Here is a 17,956-nt window from a genome sequence, read left to right on the forward strand (position 1 = left end):
GCTATTGAATTGGATTTTTATATAATATATTGATGTATAATGATAAATTGTCTTTTTGAATGCTAAATGATACTCTAAATATCGCAAGCTTCTCTGGTTTCAAATCTGTTTATATTAATCAAGATTATTAACTTGCTTGTGTCTTGCAAGAGACAGGGTTTTTATGGATTCAACATGAACAGATTCCAAATAAAAGAGATTTAGGCTATTAAGGGCTTTTATTCAATATGAAAAAAGGTAATTTATATTTATAATCAATATGTTGCTTTAACAAGGTACCATTGAAAATAGTTGAAAAAATGTTTTTTATTAAACAATATATAAAATAAAAAAGGAGAGTTTTTAAACGAAGCACTTAAGAAAGGCTCTGTAAAAGCGATATCTGTAAAAACTAAAAAACATACGAAAAGCAATTGTTCTAATTAAATAAATGGAACTTTAAATGCTGTGAAATATCTCCTCAAAAATTATGATGTAGGACACATGGATAAAAAATATTGATTTCTATTTGAGTTCATTTCTTTTGCACTAACTAAGTGTAGAAATGTGAAGTTGAAAAGAAAGTAAGATCTTATCGTCCCATGAAGAGAAACACGTGAAATGACGAGCAACAAGAATTGATTAAGAGAAATCAATGCGTAATCAGACTTGTGATGATCAAAGCTCTCTGTTTTCTAAGGCAATGAACATATCAATGAGGAGATGTACTATTGGAATGACGCCTTCCTTTCATCCAAGTACGCAATTCTTCAATAAGGATGGCAATAACACCGAGAGTGATAAAACTATCTGCAAGGTTGAAAATAGCAAAATAAAAAATATCATCAATATGAAAAAGTATATAATCAGTGACATGATGAAAGCGAATACGATCAATGAGATTGCCGATGGCTCCTCCAATAATAAAAATAAGGCCAAAGCGCATTAAATACTTATTATATTCAGTATTTTTCCATAACCATAGAAGGAAGATAATCACAATGATCGTGATGGCGATGATTCCCCACTGAGAAAAGGAAGAAAAAAACGAAAATGCGATGCCAGAATTGCGCACATGATAAAGGGAAAGAAAAGGAATAAGCGAAATTTCTGTTCCTAAAGGCATATTGTGCATAACCCAGTATTTGACAGCTTGATCAAGTACTACTGTAAAAGCCAAGCCCAAGAGAAGAAAAGGGAGTGATTTACGAATCATGTTTTTCCTCACATGGTTCCAGTATTAAATAGGGGCGACGGATTTCATAAAGCATAACAGCTGTTGCTACAGCTAGATTAAGCGAGTCTGCTCGTCCGCTTTGTGGAATACGCGTAAGTTTATCACACCGATTCGTAAGAAGATCTGATAATCCCTGTTTTTCATTCCCCATTAAAAGGATAATAGGGCCATTTTTGAAGTCAAGTGTGCGATAATCCAGAGATCCTTTGAGGTGTGTTCCAACGATCATACCTTTAAAGTGAGAAGACCAGTTTAAAAAGGCGCTTTCATCAAAACGATAAAGTGGTACAGAGAAAATAGATCCCATGGTTGCACGGACCGTTTCAGGCGAGAAAGGGTCTGTTGTTTCACCAATTAAAATAACACCTTTAGCACCTACAGCATCAGCGGTTCGAATAATGGTACCAAGGTTTCCAGGATCACGCACACGATCAAGCGCGATGTAAACATCTTTAATCTGTCCTTTTATCATTTCAAAAGAGTGCCATTTTTGCTTGAAAATACCAATAACTGTTTGTGGGTTATCGCGTCGGGTAAGTGATTCCATAACTTTTTGTGAGGCTTTAATAACAAAACCACCGTTGGCTACAGCACGTGCGGCAGTATTTTCGATAGTAGCATTACCGATTTTACTTTTAGAAAAAATAAGCGTCTGTATTGTCCAGCCAAGATTGAGAGCATCAATGACCAATTTCAATCCTTCTGCCATGAAAAGACCTTCTCTATTACGGTTTTTCTTTTGGCTAAGTGCTTTAAGATCTTTTATGATGGGGTTGCTAAGAGAGGTAATTTCTTTCACTCTACCAGTTTTGGGTCTACACATATTCAAGCAATCCAACGGCTAAAAAGAGAAGTAGAAAGAGCACGTCCTGCAACTTCTTCACGCAAAATGAGTTCTCCTGATTCGACCGTACCACCAAGATTTACAAATGCATCACGCATTAAAGCATGAAGTGCAAAGAAGGAAGCACGAATAGAATAAGCTGTAAGGACAACAGAGAGCGGTTTATCAGAGAGAAGTTTACGACAATTTGTGATCATGGCGGGTAAATGATCAAACAGTTGCCAAATTTCACCATGGGGTCCACGCCCATAAGCAGGGGGATCAAGAAGAATCATATCATAGCTTTTTTTACGACGCAGTTCACGCTCGACAAATTTCATAGCATCATCGCAAATCCAGCGAATAGAATGATCTGGTAATCTTGCTCTTTCTTGATTAGCTTTTGCCCACGCAATGGCTTTTTTAGAAGCATCAACATGGGTAACATTCGCACCCGCTCGTGCTCCAATCAAAGAGGCAATACCTGTATAGCCAAAAAGATTCAACAATTTTATAGGGCGTTTGGCTTGAACAATTTGTTCTTCCATAGAGCGCCAATGGGCATCTTGTTCAGGAAAAACCCCCACATGACGAAAGGAAGTAAAACGGCCTAGAAAAGACAATCCATTCCAAGCAAGAGCCCATGTTTCATCAAGTGGCTTTTTAGGAAAATGCCAACGCCCAACCCCTTCTTCATCAAGGTTTCCTGTGAAAATAGCATCAACATCAGCCCATTGTTGTTGAGGTAAAGCGGGTTTCCATAGTGCTTGACCTTCTGGTCGAATAATGCGGTAAGCTCCATAACGTTCTAATTTTTGTCCATGACCAGAATCAATGAGAGCATAGTTTTCGCTTATACCCGTTTCTAAAATAAGGGGCAACTTTTCCTGCGGATATCTATTGTTATGGGAGGATTGAAAGTATTGTGCGGGCATGTTTTGTATCACGGTATATGAGGTATAAAAAGATATTATAAAGCTCTTAAATGTTTCGTAAAAGTGCAAAAAAGCTAAAGTCAATTAAAACATGTATAAAAAAAGAAAAAGAGCACTTTTAACTCTGTACTGAATATAAAATACTAAAGAGAAAAGATTTCATTTAAATACCATTACACCAGATTTGTGATAGATGTTTTCAATTTTTCAATCTCGGCTTTACTTTTTTTGAGAGCTTTTTTGTATTTGTGATAGGAAAACCAACTTATCAGATTTCCTAATAAAATACCAAAACCAAAGAAAATAAAGAGCCATATAAAGAGGGGAGCATGATAAGTAAAACTTTCAGGATTTGCTCGAAAAGGATCAAGGGTTAACGGAACCATTTGACGATTAGCCACGATAAAAACAATCAAAACCGCTGCGAGAATCACACCGATACTTGTTAGAAGAATACGTTTAATTATCATAAGTTTCTCACTGATTAAGACGGTCGCGTAAATCCTTGCCAGTTTTAAAAAAAGGAATCCACTTTTCTTCAACAGAAACAGCTTCACCTGTTCGTGGATTACGTCCATTACGGGCTGAACGGCTTTTTACAGAAAAAGCTCCAAATCCACGAAGTTCAACGCGATTGCCATTTGCAAGTGCTGTTGCAATTTCCTCAAAAATAGCGTTTACAATATTCTCCACATCCCGTTGAAAAAGATGCGGGTTATGACGAGCGATAATTTGCACAAGCTCTGATTTTACCACAATAGCCTCACTTTCACACAAAAAAATTTTGTAATTGTGCACTCCATGCATATTACAATATATAAACGGATAAAAGCAAAATAAAATCAAGAAAAAACAAATTGCAAGAAACAAAATTTGAAAATACCTTCTATAAAGGTTATACAGATTAAAAATGCGGAGTATTTAAGAGATCAGGAGAGTATGTCCGTACACAATCATTATGAAGCCTTTTCAACGCAATCATCTTGTGGAGATGTTTTAAAAAAAGCATCCCGTCATTCGCGTCGCATTAGCATATTAAAAATCTTTTTACCTCTCTTAGCGTTGATTTCAGCGCTGGTTTTTTGCTGGTTTACGTTTTTCTTGGTTCCCATTACTTCTGATTCTATGCCTTTGAACAATGGAGAAAGTGGCGTGATGAATTTGACGATGCTCAATCCAAAATTAGAAGGGTATACGCGTGCTCATGAACCTTATTGGCTTAAAGCAGAAAAGGCATTTCAAGACCATACACACGCTGGAATGATTGGGTTGCAAAACATTACAGCTAGAGCATTTATGGGCCAACAAAGACAGATTTTTCTCGCAGCACAAGGGGGGGTTTACGATAACATTAATGGTTTTTTACAGTTGGACAAGCCATTCACCATTACGACGAATGATGGGATGATGGTACAATTTATGTCAGCTAGTATTAACTTATCCGAGGGACAGTTAAAAACAGATCAACGTGTTAATATTCAGCAAGCCGGTTTTCATCTTGCCGCAAACGCCTTACAAATTCGAGAAAAAGGAAAAAACATGTATTTCCATGGTGGAGTGCATTTAGTGCTTCAAAAGCAATAACGCAATATCAATACAAATCTTTAAAGGATATTTATAAAGAGAAGTATGTGTATATACAAACAAAAGAATTGAAATAATGAAATCGTACAAAAGATGGATAGGTGTGATGTTGGCTTTTAGCATGGGAATGTTAGGAGGAGGAGCAGTTTTAGGATATGCTGAAGTGGCCCATTTTGGAATAAGTCTATCAAGCGATAAAGAACCGGTAGAACTTCATGCAGATTCTTTGGAAATACGTGATAAAGAAGGGATAGCGCTTTTTAAGGGTGATGTTTCAGTGGTGCAAGGTGAACGTCTTTTAAGAACGGCAGAATTAGTTGTTTACTACGATAAAGCATATAAAGAAATTGATAAAAATCAGGAAAATAAAAAGGCATCATCTGTTTCTTTATTTGGTTCGTCGAGTATACAAAAAATGGAAGCTTTAGGAAAAGTTTATATAAAAATTGCTACGCAAGTTGCTACGGGTGATAAAGGCGTTTTTGATGGAAAGTCAAAAATGATGAGTTTGACAGGGAATCATGTTGTGTTAACTGATGGTGACAATGTGGCAACGGGGTGCAAACTAACGGCAAATATGGAAAGCGGAAAGGCTTTTTTAGAAGGTTGTGAAACACCTAAGAAAAAAGGTCGTGTTTCTATTATTTTAAAACAAAATCAAAAGAATGGTCATTAAGATTTCATGTTTGGAATCAAAATAAAAAAACAGACCGATAGGTATAATCTTGAAAGTGAAGCTTCAAAAAACCCCTTAAAAGGGACCTTGATTGCCAGTAATTTGATTAAAGTTTATCGAGGAAGGCGAACTGTTAATGGTGTTTCTTTTGGCATTCGTACGGGAGAAGCCGTTGGCATTTTAGGGCCCAATGGGGCAGGTAAAACAACTTGTTTTTATATGGTTACGGGGCTTATAAAATCTGATGGAGGATCCATTAAAATTGATGGATTTGATATTACGCATCTTCCGATGTATCGACGTGCGCGTTTAGGTATTGGATATCTTCCACAGGAAGCGTCTATTTTTCGTGGTCTTTCAGTAGAAAATAACATTAAAGCTGTTTTAGAGGTCGTTGAAAAAGATCGCCTTAAACAGCGTGAAGAGTTAGATAGCCTTTTACATGAATTTAAAATTGATCATTTACGTAAAATGTCTGCACTTTCGTTATCTGGAGGTGAACGTCGGCGACTTGAAATTGCGCGCGCTTTAGCTTCTCGTCCCCATTTTATGTTACTTGATGAACCATTTGCAGGAATTGATCCTATCGCTATTTTCGATATTCAACAACTTATTCGTCATTTAACGAAGCGTGGCATTGGTGTTTTAATAACGGATCATAATGTGCGTGAGACATTAGGGCTTGTCGATCGCGCTTATATTATTCATACAGGGCGGGTGTTAGTTCACGGTTGTCCTAACGATATTATCAACAACGTTGATGTACGCAGAATTTATTTAGGAAATCAGTTTTCTCTTTGATTTTACAGCTTTCACGAGTTTCCATTTAAGTTTAACCAAACATTATTACTGAAAATCTCCTTATTTATGCCAAAACTTCTTTTATGACTATAACCTTAGAATGTTTTTATTGAGTGGTGAAAAAAGCTTCATCATTAAAGAGTTAGTTTGTTTTTTTATAAGTTTAGCTTACTCATGATTGTATCATAGAAAAGATATCACTAGATTAACGTGATAATGAGTGATAAATGAAACTCTCAATAAATGCGTGTGTTATTGAAAGGTAAGAGATGTTTATCATATTTTTCTCTGTAATATATCGATGATGCTGGTTTAGGTATTTTAATAGGAGCGCCGGTTATTCAATAGGAGTTGTCGTATTTTATTGGTTTATATGGCCCTATTAAAAAATAGGAGCTTGACTACAGATATCAGGCTAAATCTATAAATCTTTTAAAATAACCATTAAATCTCTAAAAACCTTTATATTCTTGTTATAAGGCGGTGTTCAAGCTATACAGTAATTTTCAAAGTAAAGGTCCATTTTGCTCAGTATGCTTTTCATTTTAATTTAAGGGATCATTTTTAAGAAAAGAAAAACTCTGATAGCGAATTATACATCAATTCTTATGACAAGTTTAATAAATTTATGAATAATGACCTTTTCTAGAGTCGTAAGGAAATTAACTTTATGAACAACTTCATTTCTTTGTTTTCTCATGCCATTAATGAGGAGCTAAATACTATTTATTGTTGTGTTAAAAGTGATATGACATGTATTGAGTTATCATCCGTTATAAATTGAAAAATAAAAACACATGCGATGTTGCGAAAAGTGAAAGAACATTAAGTATCTATACCGTTTATAGGTTTATTGATGAGCATTTGAGCGTGTAAGAGGAAAATTAAAGTATGAATTTGAGTGAGTTAATAGCACCGGAAGCGATCATTCCGGCTCTTAAGGCTAATTCGAAAAAACAAGTTCTACAAATTTTAGCCGAAAAGGCTTCTAAGCTGACAGGTCTTAGTGAGCATGTAATTTTTGATGTTGTTTTGCAACGCGAGAAGCTTGGTTCAACGGGTTTGGGTGGTGGTATTGCGATTCCTCATGGGAAATTACCTGATATTGATCGGATTGTTGGTATATTTGCACGTCTTGAAAGTCCTGTTGATTTTGAAGCTCTCGATGACGAACCTATAGATCTCGTTTTTCTCCTTTTGGCACCTGAAAATGCTGGTGCAGATCACTTAAAAGCTTTATCTCAGATTGCACGTGTTTTGCGCCATGCTGATGTTGTGCAAAAGTTGCGCAATACGCATAATGCCAATGCGCTTTATGCTTTATTGATTCAAACTTCAGAATCAAATGCAGCTTAAAAGGTATTATGAGCGTATAAATTGCGAGGTATGCACCACAGAGCGTAGGAAATAATATAATTTGCATCTTAAGACTAATAACAAAAGGTTATGTCATGAGATTTAAAAAAAATCATTTCTAAGTGAACCTTCTTTTTAAAGAGCAAGCAACAAAAACGAAGGAGTTGTCCTTTCTTGTTCTCGTATATTAAAGCACCTAATTATTATGTTCATGGATTCTTTTATCCTATTATACTATAAAAACACTATCATTTGAGGTGTGGTGAGATAAATTCTGGAAATCTTCTTGATATATTAAGTGCTTTTAGAGTGCGTGGTAAATATTTTTAAGCAGGATTTGTCTGTAGAGCCTTTAGTTAAGTGAATCACATGAGTGGAAAGGCAAGGGGAACTCGACTCAACAAGAATCCAAACTTCTTATACACCAAATTGGGTTAAAAATCTTCACCCTCTGAGGGTGGGGCAGTAATCAATAGAAAAGTTTATTCGTGCATTGAATTTTTTTGTAAATTAAATTTTGGTACTTAGGGATAATATTATTAAGATTCAAGTAGAAAATAGGGGATATTGTATCCCGTGTGTGTCAATATATTGATTTATAAAGATAATTTACTGTTTTACATGTTGAATGAGAGATCCGAATATCATAAGATTCCCTCATGCCGAACCTATTTATGTTGAATCAATCAAAACCATTCACTTACACGATTACAATCAGGGAAAGCCGTGTGAATAAGATTGTATGAGACAAGGAGTAAAAATGCTTCTTATGAACCGTCTCAAGTGCCAAGGGCTGTAGCAATATTGGAAGCTGGCAAAGTGTGATTAAGTATGATTTAGATGTCAGCTGTTGTATAGAGCTCATACTAAAAAATAATTTTGTACGGTAAGAATGAAAACTATACCTTTAGGTTGGGTGAAAGAGTTTTTATGCATAAGAAGATTTATTCAAGTGTCTTTAATTGATTAAAATGTTGTTTAAAAACGGTAATGTTAGAACTTCTATAGAAAAAAGTTTTATATTTCTTGTTATAAATTACTTAGAAATAAGATAAGAGAACTTGTCAAAAAATTCTTAAAACGTTTTTGGTAACAGGAAGAAAGGAATTGTCTAATACATTTAAAATAATATGTTTAAGCTATTATAAGCTACTAGAATCACTTTAGAACTTAAAAATTGGAGATGAAATATATAGGAAGAGTTAATAGGAGCAAAAGAAACAAAGTTACATGTAGTTGTTGAGACAAAATCTAGTACTTTATGTTTCATGACCAATGTAGTGATAATAGTCTATTACTTTTTTAAGATATTTTGAAGATTATGAAAAGGCGATATGGGAACGATGTTGAATACGAAGTATGAATGCACTATAATGGATAAAAGGTGAGGTATTTACGAACATAAATGTATTGAATGTGTGAAGTCGAGAAGTGATATTCGCAAGGCTGTGAAATTTTTGGGGAGCTCAGGGTATGTTTGCAAAATTTTGCAGCAGATTTCTTGTGATATTAAAGAGTATAGTTTATTTCTTAACAGAGTGGTGGTGTATTTTCATTTCGTTTTGAAGTTCTATTGCTTAAAGAAAGCGTTTTTTATACAAAAACGAAATGAGTAGCATAAAATAAAAATGTTATTTTTTAATGTGGTTATTGAATAAGAAGTTTATATTTTGGTAACACCTAAAAGGTCACAATGAAATGTAGAGATCTATTTTGATTGGTGTGAAAATATTTTGCTTATTGGAAGAATTAGGACAGTGATACATGAGTATCGAGGTTTTTTTGAATTTTTCCAATGAAGAGAATTTTGTTAGAGACTAAAGAAGTGAGCTAAATAAAGATGTTTGAAAAGACTGTTATTGCTGCGTCTGTAATGGTTCTGGTTACAGCTGGGGCAGCATGTGCACAAACGCCAAATCGTTTAAATCAATTTGAAGCATGGGGGGTCTATTCTTATAAATCGCCCCAAAATACGATTTGCTATGTGTTATCGGTACCTTTGAAGGCTCTTCCAACGACGGTTAATCATGGTGATAATTTTTTCTTAATTACCAAGCGTTCTCATTCACCTGTTTCGTTCGAACCGCAGTTTATGGCTGGTTATACGCTTCAAGAAGGATCGAGAGTGACAGTGACCATTGGAAATAAGGACTTTAATTTTTTCACGAAGGATTCCTCAGCTTGGTTGGCGTCATCAGAGCTAGAAAAGCAGCTTGTTTCTGCTATACGTGCTGGAAACAATATGACAGTGCAAGCGATATCAAAAAGAGGAACGCATACCACCTATACTTATTCCTTAAAAGGGGTCACTGCTGCATTAAACGCAGCTCAAAAGTGCCATTAAGGTTTCGATAACTTCTAAAATAGTGATGTGAATTGGAAAGCAATGGCCATTTCCTATGACCTTAGACCAGTTGGTTCATGTTTTGCACGAAAAACAGATAATGTGGTCGTGAAGGAGAGTTCTAAGCTCTCTTTAATTGGTTTGTCGCAAGATGAAATGATACAAGCTTTAAAGACAGTTGGTGTACCAGAGCATCAAACGCGTATGCGTATGCGTCAGCTTTGGCATTGGCTTTATGTGCGTGGTGTTTCAAATTTTGATGAGATGCTGAATATTTCTAAAGCAATGCAAGAAACACTTAAGTGTCATTTTTCCATTATGCGTCCAGAAATTGTTGGAGAACAAATATCAAAAGACGGTACACGTAAATGGCTTTTACGTTTTCCTGCACGTGGAGCTGGAAGACCTGTTGAAATTGAAACGGTTTATATCCCTGAAGAAGGACGCGGTACTTTATGTCTTTCATCGCAAGTAGGGTGTACGTTAACCTGCTCTTTTTGCCATACGGGAACGCAGATGCTTGTTCGTAATCTGACCGCAGAAGAGATTTTGGCACAACTATTGGTTGCACGTGATTGTTTGGGTGATTTTCCTGATAAGAATACCCCTGATGGAGCAATTGTTCCCATTGAAGGACGAAAAATTACCAATATTGTTATGATGGGAATGGGAGAACCTCTTTATAATTTTGAAGCTGTTAAAAAAGCTTTATTGATTGCCTCTGATGGCGATGGCCTTTCTTTATCAAAACGTCGAATTACGCTTTCAACTAGTGGGGTTGTTCCTGGAATTATCCGAACCGGAGAAGAAATTGGTGTTATGTTAGCAATTTCACTCCACGCAGTACACGATACACTAAGGGATATGCTTGTTCCCATTAATAAAAAATATCCGCTTGCTTTACTAATGGAGGCTTGCCGTAATTATCCTGGTCTTTCCAATGCAAAACGAATCACATTTGAATATGTTATGTTGAAAGATATCAATGATAGTTTAGATGATGCTAAGCGATTGATTCAGTTATTGAAAGGGATTCCTGCTAAGATTAATTTAATCCCTTTTAATCCGTGGCCAGGGAGTAATTATCAGTGTTCTGATTGGGAGCAAATCGAGCGTTTTGCTGATGTCGTTAATCAAGCGGGCTATGCTTCTCCTATTCGGATACCGCGTGGACGCGATATTTTAGCTGCATGTGGACAGCTTAAATCAGCTTCAGAGCGCTTACGTAAATCTGAACGGTTACGACTTGAAAATGCCATTGGTCATTAGTTAACGCAATTTTCAGCGATATCGAGGCCTATGCTTTTTTTCAGTAAATCATCATATAATAGCATGTGTGAGACAGAGATTAAGATAGATAAGTGCTAGACGAACAGTCTCAGCTTTTATATGCTAAAAGGGGTAAGATATTGTCTATAGTCTGTTTGCATAATCTCTGAAATAAGAAGGAAGCCTAATTTAGAGGGAATATGAGGTCTTAAGGATTGTAACTAATTTCTACCTTATTATCATACTCTTTAATTCGGTTTTATGTCTTTTAAAAGCATCTACGGTAATATCTTTTAAAAAGTGGAGATGGTGCACTGCCTCATGCTTTTGTTTATTACGTTCTTTAATAAGATCACGCTTCACAAGCACAACAGAGGATCTAAAATATAAATACCATTGTGTTGTCCATTGATATGTTTTTTAGGTATCTCTGAGTGCACTCTTTATATCACGACAATGCCTGTGAAGAGTATAACAAAAAGGCTCTGTGAAATGTACTATACTCCTACACCTTTATGTTTAATAAAGGTGTAAGTTGATACCACCATTCTATTTTTTAGCTCCCAATGTTGTAAACAGCTTTTGGCACTTAAGATGGTTCATAAGAGGTATTTTTATTCTTTTCTTAGACAGTTTTTATCCATACGAAAACTCCAGCTTCGCTTGTGATGTACAAAGGAAAGGTATTATTTTATTCAACATAAACGGGTTTGAAATGAAAAAATCTTATAATATTTGTTTTTTTATTTAAATTAAAAGCGATACATTACACATATAAATCAATGTTTTGTAACGATAAGGAGATGGAGGGCAAAGCTGGTAAAAGTACCAGCAATAAGCCAGTCGAGAAAGCGAATATAAAGAGGGTTCTTTTTGAGAGTTTTGGTAAGTTTATGCGCTGTAAAAACGATTGCAATTGTAATGGGGAAAGAAATAGGAATATAAGAGAGTCCTAAAAAGAGCAATTTTTGTGTTGCCATAGGATCATTCGCATTGATAAATTGTGGTAAGAATGTCGCGTTAAAGAGTATAACTTTAGGATTGAGAAGATTAATTCCAATACCAGCAAGATAGTTACGTTTAGCGCTTTGAGATTTAGAAGATGTCTGTTCAAAGGAAAAAGTGGGGTTTCTCCGTAACGCTTGAAAGGAAAACCATAAAAGATAAAAGGCGCCAACAATTTTCAGAAGAACAAAAGTATGTGGTGCAGCAAAAATAAGCGCTGATAAGCCAAGTGCTACAGCGGTAACCTGAATGGCAAACCCTGTTGCACTACCCAAGGCGCACATAATTCCAGCTTTTTTGCTTTGTGTAATGGTTCGTCCTACAGAAAGCATCATATCTGGTCCTGGAATAAGTGCTAAAATCAACGATGCTAAAGCAAATTGTACAACAATAGACCACTCCGGTAGAAATGACACGTAAATCTCCTTTTATTTTTAAGCAGTGTTCACTATTTATACTTTGAGGCACCTTTATTTACGCTTTTTACGTCTTTTTAATGTTGCTTAAAAAGAATTTATTTTTATATTTCTTGTATCGTTTTGATTTTTGGGTAGAAATAAAAAAAGTAGCTCATATAGAACGTTAAAATGAAAAAGTGGCAAAATATTAGAAAAGTTGTTTTGGCTTATTCAGGTGGATTGGATACGTCAATTATTCTTAAATGGTTGCAAAGTACGCTAGGCGTTGAAGTTGTAACTTTTACAGCAGATTTGGGGCAGGGGGAAGAGCTGGAACTTGCTCGTCGTAAAGCTGAAATGCTAGGTGTTAAAGAAATTTATATTGAAGATTTGCGTGAAGAATTTGTGCGTGATTTTGTTTTTCCGATGTTTCGAGCCAATACCATTTATGAGGGGACTTATCTTTTAGGAACATCAATTGCACGTCCACTTATTTCAAAACGCCTTATTGAAATTGCTAAGGAAACAGGGGCTGATGCGATTGCTCATGGAGCAACAGGAAAAGGCAATGATCAGGTACGCTTTGAGCTTTCCGCTTATGCGCTTAATCCTGATATAAAGATTATTGCTCCATGGCGTGATTGGGATTTTAAGAGTCGGACAGATCTCTTTGAATTTGCTCGTATACATCAAATTCCTGTAGAAAAGGATAAGCAAGGCGAAGCGCCTTTTTCAGTGGATGCAAATTTATTGCATTCTTCATCAGAAGGAAAGATTTTAGAAGATCCAGCACTTCCTGCTCCTGAATATGTCCATATGCGTACTCTTTCGCCGGAAGATGCTCCAGATCAAGCAACCAGAATTACTCTTGGCTTTAAAAAAGGCGATGCTGTTTCAATCAATGGAAAAAATTTATCTCCTGCAACTTTACTTGCAGAATTAAATCATTATGGGCGCGATAATGGTATTGGTCGGTTAGATTTGGTAGAAAATCGCTTTGTGGGTATGAAATCGCGGGGTATTTATGAAACACCAGGTGGAACCATTCTTTTGACGGCTCACAGAGCGATAGAATCTTTAACGTTAGATCGTGGCGCAGCTCATTTGAAAGATGAATTGATGCCACGTTATGCAGAACTCATTTATTATGGATTTTGGTTTTCGCCGGAACGTAAGATGTTGCAGGCAGCTATTGATTTATCTCAAGAACATGTTGAAGGTGAAGTCACGTTAAAGCTTTATAAGGGGAATGTAATTATTGAAGGGCGCCAAAGTAAAAAATCACTTTATTCTAGTGAGTTGGTAACTTTCGAGGATGATCAAGGTGTTTATGATCAAAGAGATGCAACTGGTTTTATTAAATTAAATGCTCTACGTTTGCGTACATTAGCAATGCGTCATCAAGGTGATAAAGAAAAGAAATAGAAAATTACGGTGACAAGTGTAATATGGATTAGTGCTTTTGTATGAAATGCCTAGTTTAAGCATTTTTCTGTTGGTTTTTACCGTTCTTTCGTTCAATACTAGAAGCTTATCTTCTGCGCTAATAAATATAATAAGCAAAACCCATGATAATAATAGCAATGAAGGCTTCGATAATCAAAACAAGTCAATTTTGCTTTATAATATTGAATGTTTTTGATTTTTATCAGAACAAAACATGTTTATAACGAGGGCGGTTTTTGTATTGTGACTTAAGAGTATAAAGAAATTTTCATCTTTTTGCTTGCTATTATTGACGAATAAATTCAAGAACCATACACCCTATTTTGAAAGAGTGTAATTTTTAGGATAAATAATGATGCGTGATCAGTGTGATACCTTCAACCTTACGCCTGAATTAAAAGATGCAGCTTCTCAATCGAGAACTTGGCCATTTGAAGAAGCACGTAAGATTATCAAACGGTATGAAAAAACGGGTTATCCAGACAATGTGATATTTGAAACAGGTTATGGCCCTTCTGGTTTACCGCATATTGGAACTTTTGGGGAAGTTGCACGTACAACCATGGTGCGTCATGCATTTCATATTCTCACGGAGAATAAAGTAAAAACAAAATTACTTTGTTTTTCTGATGATATGGATGGTTTGCGCAAGGTTCCTGAGAATGTGCCTGATCGCGAAAGGATGGAACATTATCTTGGTCAACCGTTGAGTCGTGTACCCGACCCTTTTGGAGATGATTATCCTTCTTTTGGGGCAGCGAATAATGCGCGGTTACGGGCTTTCCTTGATCGTTTTGGTTTTGATTATGAATTTGCAAGTGCTACGGATTATTACAATTCTGGTCGTTTTGATGAAACACTTTTGAAAATCCTTGCCTGTTATGACAAGGTTATGGCAATTATTTTACCAACATTAGGTGAAGAACGGCAAGCGACCTATTCACTCTTTCTACCGATTTCTCCCTTTTCTGGAAAAGTATTACAGGTACCGATGATTGCGCGTAATGTTGAAAAAGGTACAGTCACTTATATTGAGCCAGAAACAGGAGAAACCATAGAAACAGAGGTTACGGGGGGCAAAGTTAAGTGTCAGTGGAAGGTAGATTGGGCAATGCGTTGGACAGCACTTAGCATTGATTATGAAATGGCCGGAAAAGACCTTATCGATTCCACAAATCTTTCTTCTAAAATTTGTAAAGTATTAGGTGGAAACCCCCCAGAAGGATTCAACTATGAGCTCTTTTTAGATGAGAAAGGGCAGAAAATTTCCAAATCCAAGGGAAATGGCTTAACCATTGATGAATGGCTTACTTATGCTCCAACAGAGAGTTTAGGGCTTTATATGTTTTCAAAGCCTAAAACAGCAAAAAGGCTTTATTTTGATGTCATTCCTAAAGCGGTTGATGAATACTATGCGCATCTTTCAGCCTATGGTCGCCAAGAATGGAAAGAGCGTCTGAATAATCCTGTATGGCATATTCATAATGGTTGTCCGCCGCAGGTTGATTTGCCTGTATCCTTTGCGATGCTCCTAAATTTGGTAAGTGCTTCAAATGCGGAGAATGCAGAAGTTCTTTGGGGTTTTATTTCTCGTTACGCTAAAGGAGCAAATGCACAAACTTATCCAGAACTTGATCAATTGGTGAAGTTTGCTATTAAATATTTTGATGTTTTTGTTAAACCAAACAAGAAATTTCGTATACCAGATGATAGCGAACGAGAAACATTAGCACAAATTGATGAAAAATTAGCTCATTTACCTGAAACTGTTGATGGCAACATATTACAAAATATGCTTCTTGATGTTGCACGATTAACGGAACGTTATCAAGATCATAGCAAAAAAAGCCCTGAAGGTGGGCCTGGTGTTTCTAATGTTTTTTTTCAAATGTTGTATGAAGTCCTTCTTGGACAAGAGCGAGGTCCACGATGGGGATCATTTATAGCGCTTTATGGGATTAATGAAATGCGTGCACTGATTGCTGAAACACTTGCACGGCCGACGGAGGAATAATGGAACGAAGAGTGCAGGAAGTAAAGCGACGCCGTACATTTGCAATTATTGCTCACCCAGATGCGGGGAAAACAACATTAACAGAAAAGCTTTTATTGTTTGGTGGTGCTATTCAACTTGCAGGAGAAGTAAAAGCCAAAAAAGATCGTATTCAAACCCGTTCTGATTGGATGAATATTGAGCGTGATCGTGGTATTTCCGTTGTGACTTCGGTGATGACGTTTGAATATGAAAATCATATTTTTAATCTCCTAGATACCCCAGGACATGAGGACTTTGCGGATGATACGTATCGCACTCTCACAGCTGTTGATAGTGCTATCATGGTGTTGGATGGGGCCCGCGGGATTGAGCCTAGAACATTAAAATTGTTTGAAGTGTGTCGGATGCGGGATATTCCTATTGTTACGTTTATCAATAAAATGGATCGTGAGGCACGTGATCCTATAGAGCTTTTAGATGAAATTGAAGAAAAGCTTGCTCTTGATACCGCGCCTATAACATGGCCAATTGGGTCGGGTAAAGATTTTGTTGGTACCTATGACCTTCATCATAATCGTTTTCGTCAAAAAGATGATGAGATAATACAGCAGATAGTTTCAAATCCCAGAGAGGTTGTCCATTTACTCCCTGAATATCAACGTTCAACTTTTATTGAAGGGGTAGAACTTGCTCAAAGTGTTTGCAAGAATTTTGATCTGCAAGCTTTCCGTGAAGGTCATATGACACCGGTTTATTTTGGTTCAGCTTTGCGAAATTTTGGTGTTCGTGATTTGATCAATGCGCTTATAGATTTTGGTCAAAGTCCTCGTGATCAAAGTGCAGATCAGCGCAATGTCATAGCAACTGAACCTAAAATGACGGGATTTGTTTTTAAAATTCAAGCGAATATGGACCCTAATCATCGTGATCGTATTGCATTTTTTCGGGTATGTTCGGGAACGCTTGAACGTGGTATGAAAACAAAGTTGGTTCGAACAGGAAAACCGATGACACTTTCGGCTCCACAATTTTTCTTTGCGCGTTCGCGCCAAATTGCTGATCAAGCCTATGCTGGTGATATCGTAGGGATCCCTAATCATGGAACATTGCGTATCGGCGATACTTTGACTGAAGGAGAAGATATCCTCTTTAAGGGAGTACCGAATTTTGCACCAGAGATTTTGCGTCGTGTTTGTTTAGGCGATCCAATGAAAGCAAAAAAGCTCAAAGAAGCTTTGCAACAAATGGCTGAAGAAGGGGTTGTACAATTGTTTATTCCTGATGATGGGTCGCCTTCTCTCATTGGTGTTATTGGTGCTTTGCAAATTGATGTCTTAAAAGAACGATTAAAAATAGAATATTCTTTGCCAGTGAATTTTGAGTCTGCGCGCTTTAATTTATGCCGTTGGATTTCAGCGCAGAGCAAAGATGAGTTGCAAAAGTTTCTCAGCAATCACCGCTCTGCTATTGCGTATGATTTAGAAGGTGATCCAGTTTTTTTAGCGGAGAACCATTTTTCATTGAATTATGAGGCAGAAAGAGCTCCTAAAATAAAATTTTCTGCTTTTAAAGATTATCAAGTACGCTCTTAAAATAAAGAAAAATATTTTCTACAATAATTTGATTTATAATGATAATTTATCGTTTTTTATATGGGAACAATCAAAATCATTTGTTTAAAAATCATAAGTAGGATTGGTGTGTGCGTAAAACACTTGAAGCAAGAAATACAATACCTCTTATAGATCTTCTCTATAGCCAAGAGCTTTCAAAATATTGGGTGAGGGTAAAAATGATGATGGTGGTTATAGCGTTATGATGTAATGATGGTGGTGTGTGATGTATCTTATCCCATTCACGGAAGTTTACGTTATACTATTCATTTATATTATTTACGGGATGACATGACGAGGTAAGATCAAGTACAATGAAAAATGTCCCTTTAAAAACAAACATATAAAATTGCAACATAATGATATTTTTGGGCATTCTATTTTGCATAAGGGATGTAATTCTAGCAAGATAGAGGCTTGCACGATAAAATTTCGCAAAACTCTCTCCCTCAAAGTAATCTGTTTTCGCTGTGAAATGTGGAAATATTATTATT

General features: G+C 36.2%; 15 protein-coding genes. 9 read left to right on the forward strand and 6 right to left on the reverse strand.

Annotated features, from left to right (window positions below; all coding sequences use genetic code 11):
- Positions 1-691: 691 nt before the first annotated feature.
- The 5 genes from lspA to ihfB all read right to left on the reverse strand — a co-directional run bounded on the left by lspA (position 692) and on the right by ihfB (position 3,730).
- A complete protein-coding gene (gene lspA, locus ACFILD_RS06200; RefSeq protein WP_375630620.1) occupies positions 692-1,195 on the reverse strand; it encodes a signal peptidase II in 504 nt (167 codons plus the stop codon).
- Positions 1,185-2,039 carry a TrmH family RNA methyltransferase gene (locus ACFILD_RS06205; protein ID WP_375630618.1) on the reverse strand — a complete coding sequence of 285 codons (855 nt, stop codon included), beginning with the start codon at positions 2,037-2,039 and terminating at the stop codon, positions 1,185-1,187. Before ACFILD_RS06205 ends, lspA begins: the two co-directional genes overlap by 11 nt.
- A 2-nt stretch (positions 2,040-2,041) precedes the next feature.
- Complete coding sequence (locus ACFILD_RS06210) at positions 2,042-2,974, reverse strand: class I SAM-dependent methyltransferase (protein WP_375630616.1); 933 nt, start codon at positions 2,972-2,974, stop codon at positions 2,042-2,044.
- A gap of 173 nt (positions 2,975-3,147) precedes the next feature.
- The gene (locus ACFILD_RS06215; RefSeq protein WP_273790185.1) at positions 3,148-3,444 is read right to left on the reverse strand and encodes a lipopolysaccharide assembly protein LapA domain-containing protein; all 297 of its coding nucleotides are present in this window, start codon (positions 3,442-3,444) and stop codon (positions 3,148-3,150) included.
- Between the two features lie 7 nt (positions 3,445-3,451).
- Positions 3,452-3,730 carry an integration host factor subunit beta gene (ihfB, locus tag ACFILD_RS06220; RefSeq protein WP_273790186.1) on the reverse strand — a complete coding sequence of 93 codons (279 nt, stop codon included), beginning with the start codon at positions 3,728-3,730 and terminating at the stop codon, positions 3,452-3,454.
- A 183-nt stretch (positions 3,731-3,913) separates the two neighbouring features.
- On the opposite strand from ihfB, the gene lptC reads away from it, so the two are divergent.
- From lptC to rlmN, 6 genes are all read left to right on the forward strand, one after another.
- On the forward strand, positions 3,914-4,558 hold the full coding sequence (gene lptC / locus ACFILD_RS06225; protein ID WP_273790187.1) for an LPS export ABC transporter periplasmic protein LptC: 645 nt from the start codon (positions 3,914-3,916) through the stop codon (positions 4,556-4,558).
- Between the two features lie 76 nt (positions 4,559-4,634).
- Positions 4,635-5,234 carry an LptA/OstA family protein gene (locus tag ACFILD_RS06230; RefSeq protein WP_375630614.1) on the forward strand — a complete coding sequence of 200 codons (600 nt, stop codon included), beginning with the start codon at positions 4,635-4,637 and terminating at the stop codon, positions 5,232-5,234.
- Positions 5,235-5,240: 6 nt separating this feature from the next.
- A complete protein-coding gene (lptB, locus tag ACFILD_RS06235) occupies positions 5,241-6,035 on the forward strand; it encodes an LPS export ABC transporter ATP-binding protein (RefSeq protein ID WP_273790190.1) in 795 nt (264 codons plus the stop codon).
- Positions 6,036-6,926: 891 nt separating this feature from the next.
- The gene (gene ptsN, locus ACFILD_RS06240; protein ID WP_273790191.1) at positions 6,927-7,391 is read left to right on the forward strand and encodes a PTS IIA-like nitrogen regulatory protein PtsN; all 465 of its coding nucleotides are present in this window, start codon (positions 6,927-6,929) and stop codon (positions 7,389-7,391) included.
- Positions 7,392-9,231: 1,840 nt separating this feature from the next.
- Complete coding sequence (locus tag ACFILD_RS06245) at positions 9,232-9,735, forward strand: invasion associated locus B family protein (protein ID WP_273790192.1); 504 nt, start codon at positions 9,232-9,234, stop codon at positions 9,733-9,735.
- A 42-nt stretch (positions 9,736-9,777) separates the two neighbouring features.
- The gene (gene rlmN, locus ACFILD_RS06250; protein WP_375654291.1) at positions 9,778-11,004 is read left to right on the forward strand and encodes a 23S rRNA (adenine(2503)-C(2))-methyltransferase RlmN; all 1,227 of its coding nucleotides are present in this window, start codon (positions 9,778-9,780) and stop codon (positions 11,002-11,004) included.
- A gap of 779 nt (positions 11,005-11,783) precedes the next feature.
- Here the strand turns inward: rlmN and ACFILD_RS06255 are convergent.
- Positions 11,784-12,425, reverse strand: coding sequence for a LysE family translocator (locus ACFILD_RS06255; RefSeq protein WP_375630609.1), 642 nt, complete (start codon positions 12,423-12,425; stop codon positions 11,784-11,786).
- A 171-nt stretch (positions 12,426-12,596) separates the two neighbouring features.
- Here ACFILD_RS06255 and ACFILD_RS06260 point away from each other — a divergent pair, with 171 nt between their 5' ends.
- The 3 genes from ACFILD_RS06260 to ACFILD_RS06270 all read left to right on the forward strand — a co-directional run bounded on the left by ACFILD_RS06260 (position 12,597) and on the right by ACFILD_RS06270 (position 17,441).
- Entirely contained in the window at positions 12,597-13,832 is a 1,236-nt protein-coding gene (locus ACFILD_RS06260; RefSeq protein WP_375630607.1) for an argininosuccinate synthase, read from the forward strand.
- 373 nt (positions 13,833-14,205) lie between these two features.
- On the forward strand, positions 14,206-15,867 hold the full coding sequence (locus ACFILD_RS06265; protein WP_375664902.1) for a lysine--tRNA ligase: 1,662 nt from the start codon (positions 14,206-14,208) through the stop codon (positions 15,865-15,867).
- Positions 15,867-17,441 carry a peptide chain release factor 3 gene (locus tag ACFILD_RS06270; protein ID WP_375643015.1) on the forward strand — a complete coding sequence of 525 codons (1,575 nt, stop codon included), beginning with the start codon at positions 15,867-15,869 and terminating at the stop codon, positions 17,439-17,441. The genes ACFILD_RS06265 and ACFILD_RS06270 overlap by 1 nt, the downstream gene beginning before the upstream one ends.
- Positions 17,442-17,956: the final 515 nt, after the last annotated feature.

The organism is Bartonella sp. CL162QHHD (assembly GCF_042195435.1).
GTDB lineage: Bacteria > Pseudomonadota > Alphaproteobacteria > Rhizobiales > Rhizobiaceae > Bartonella.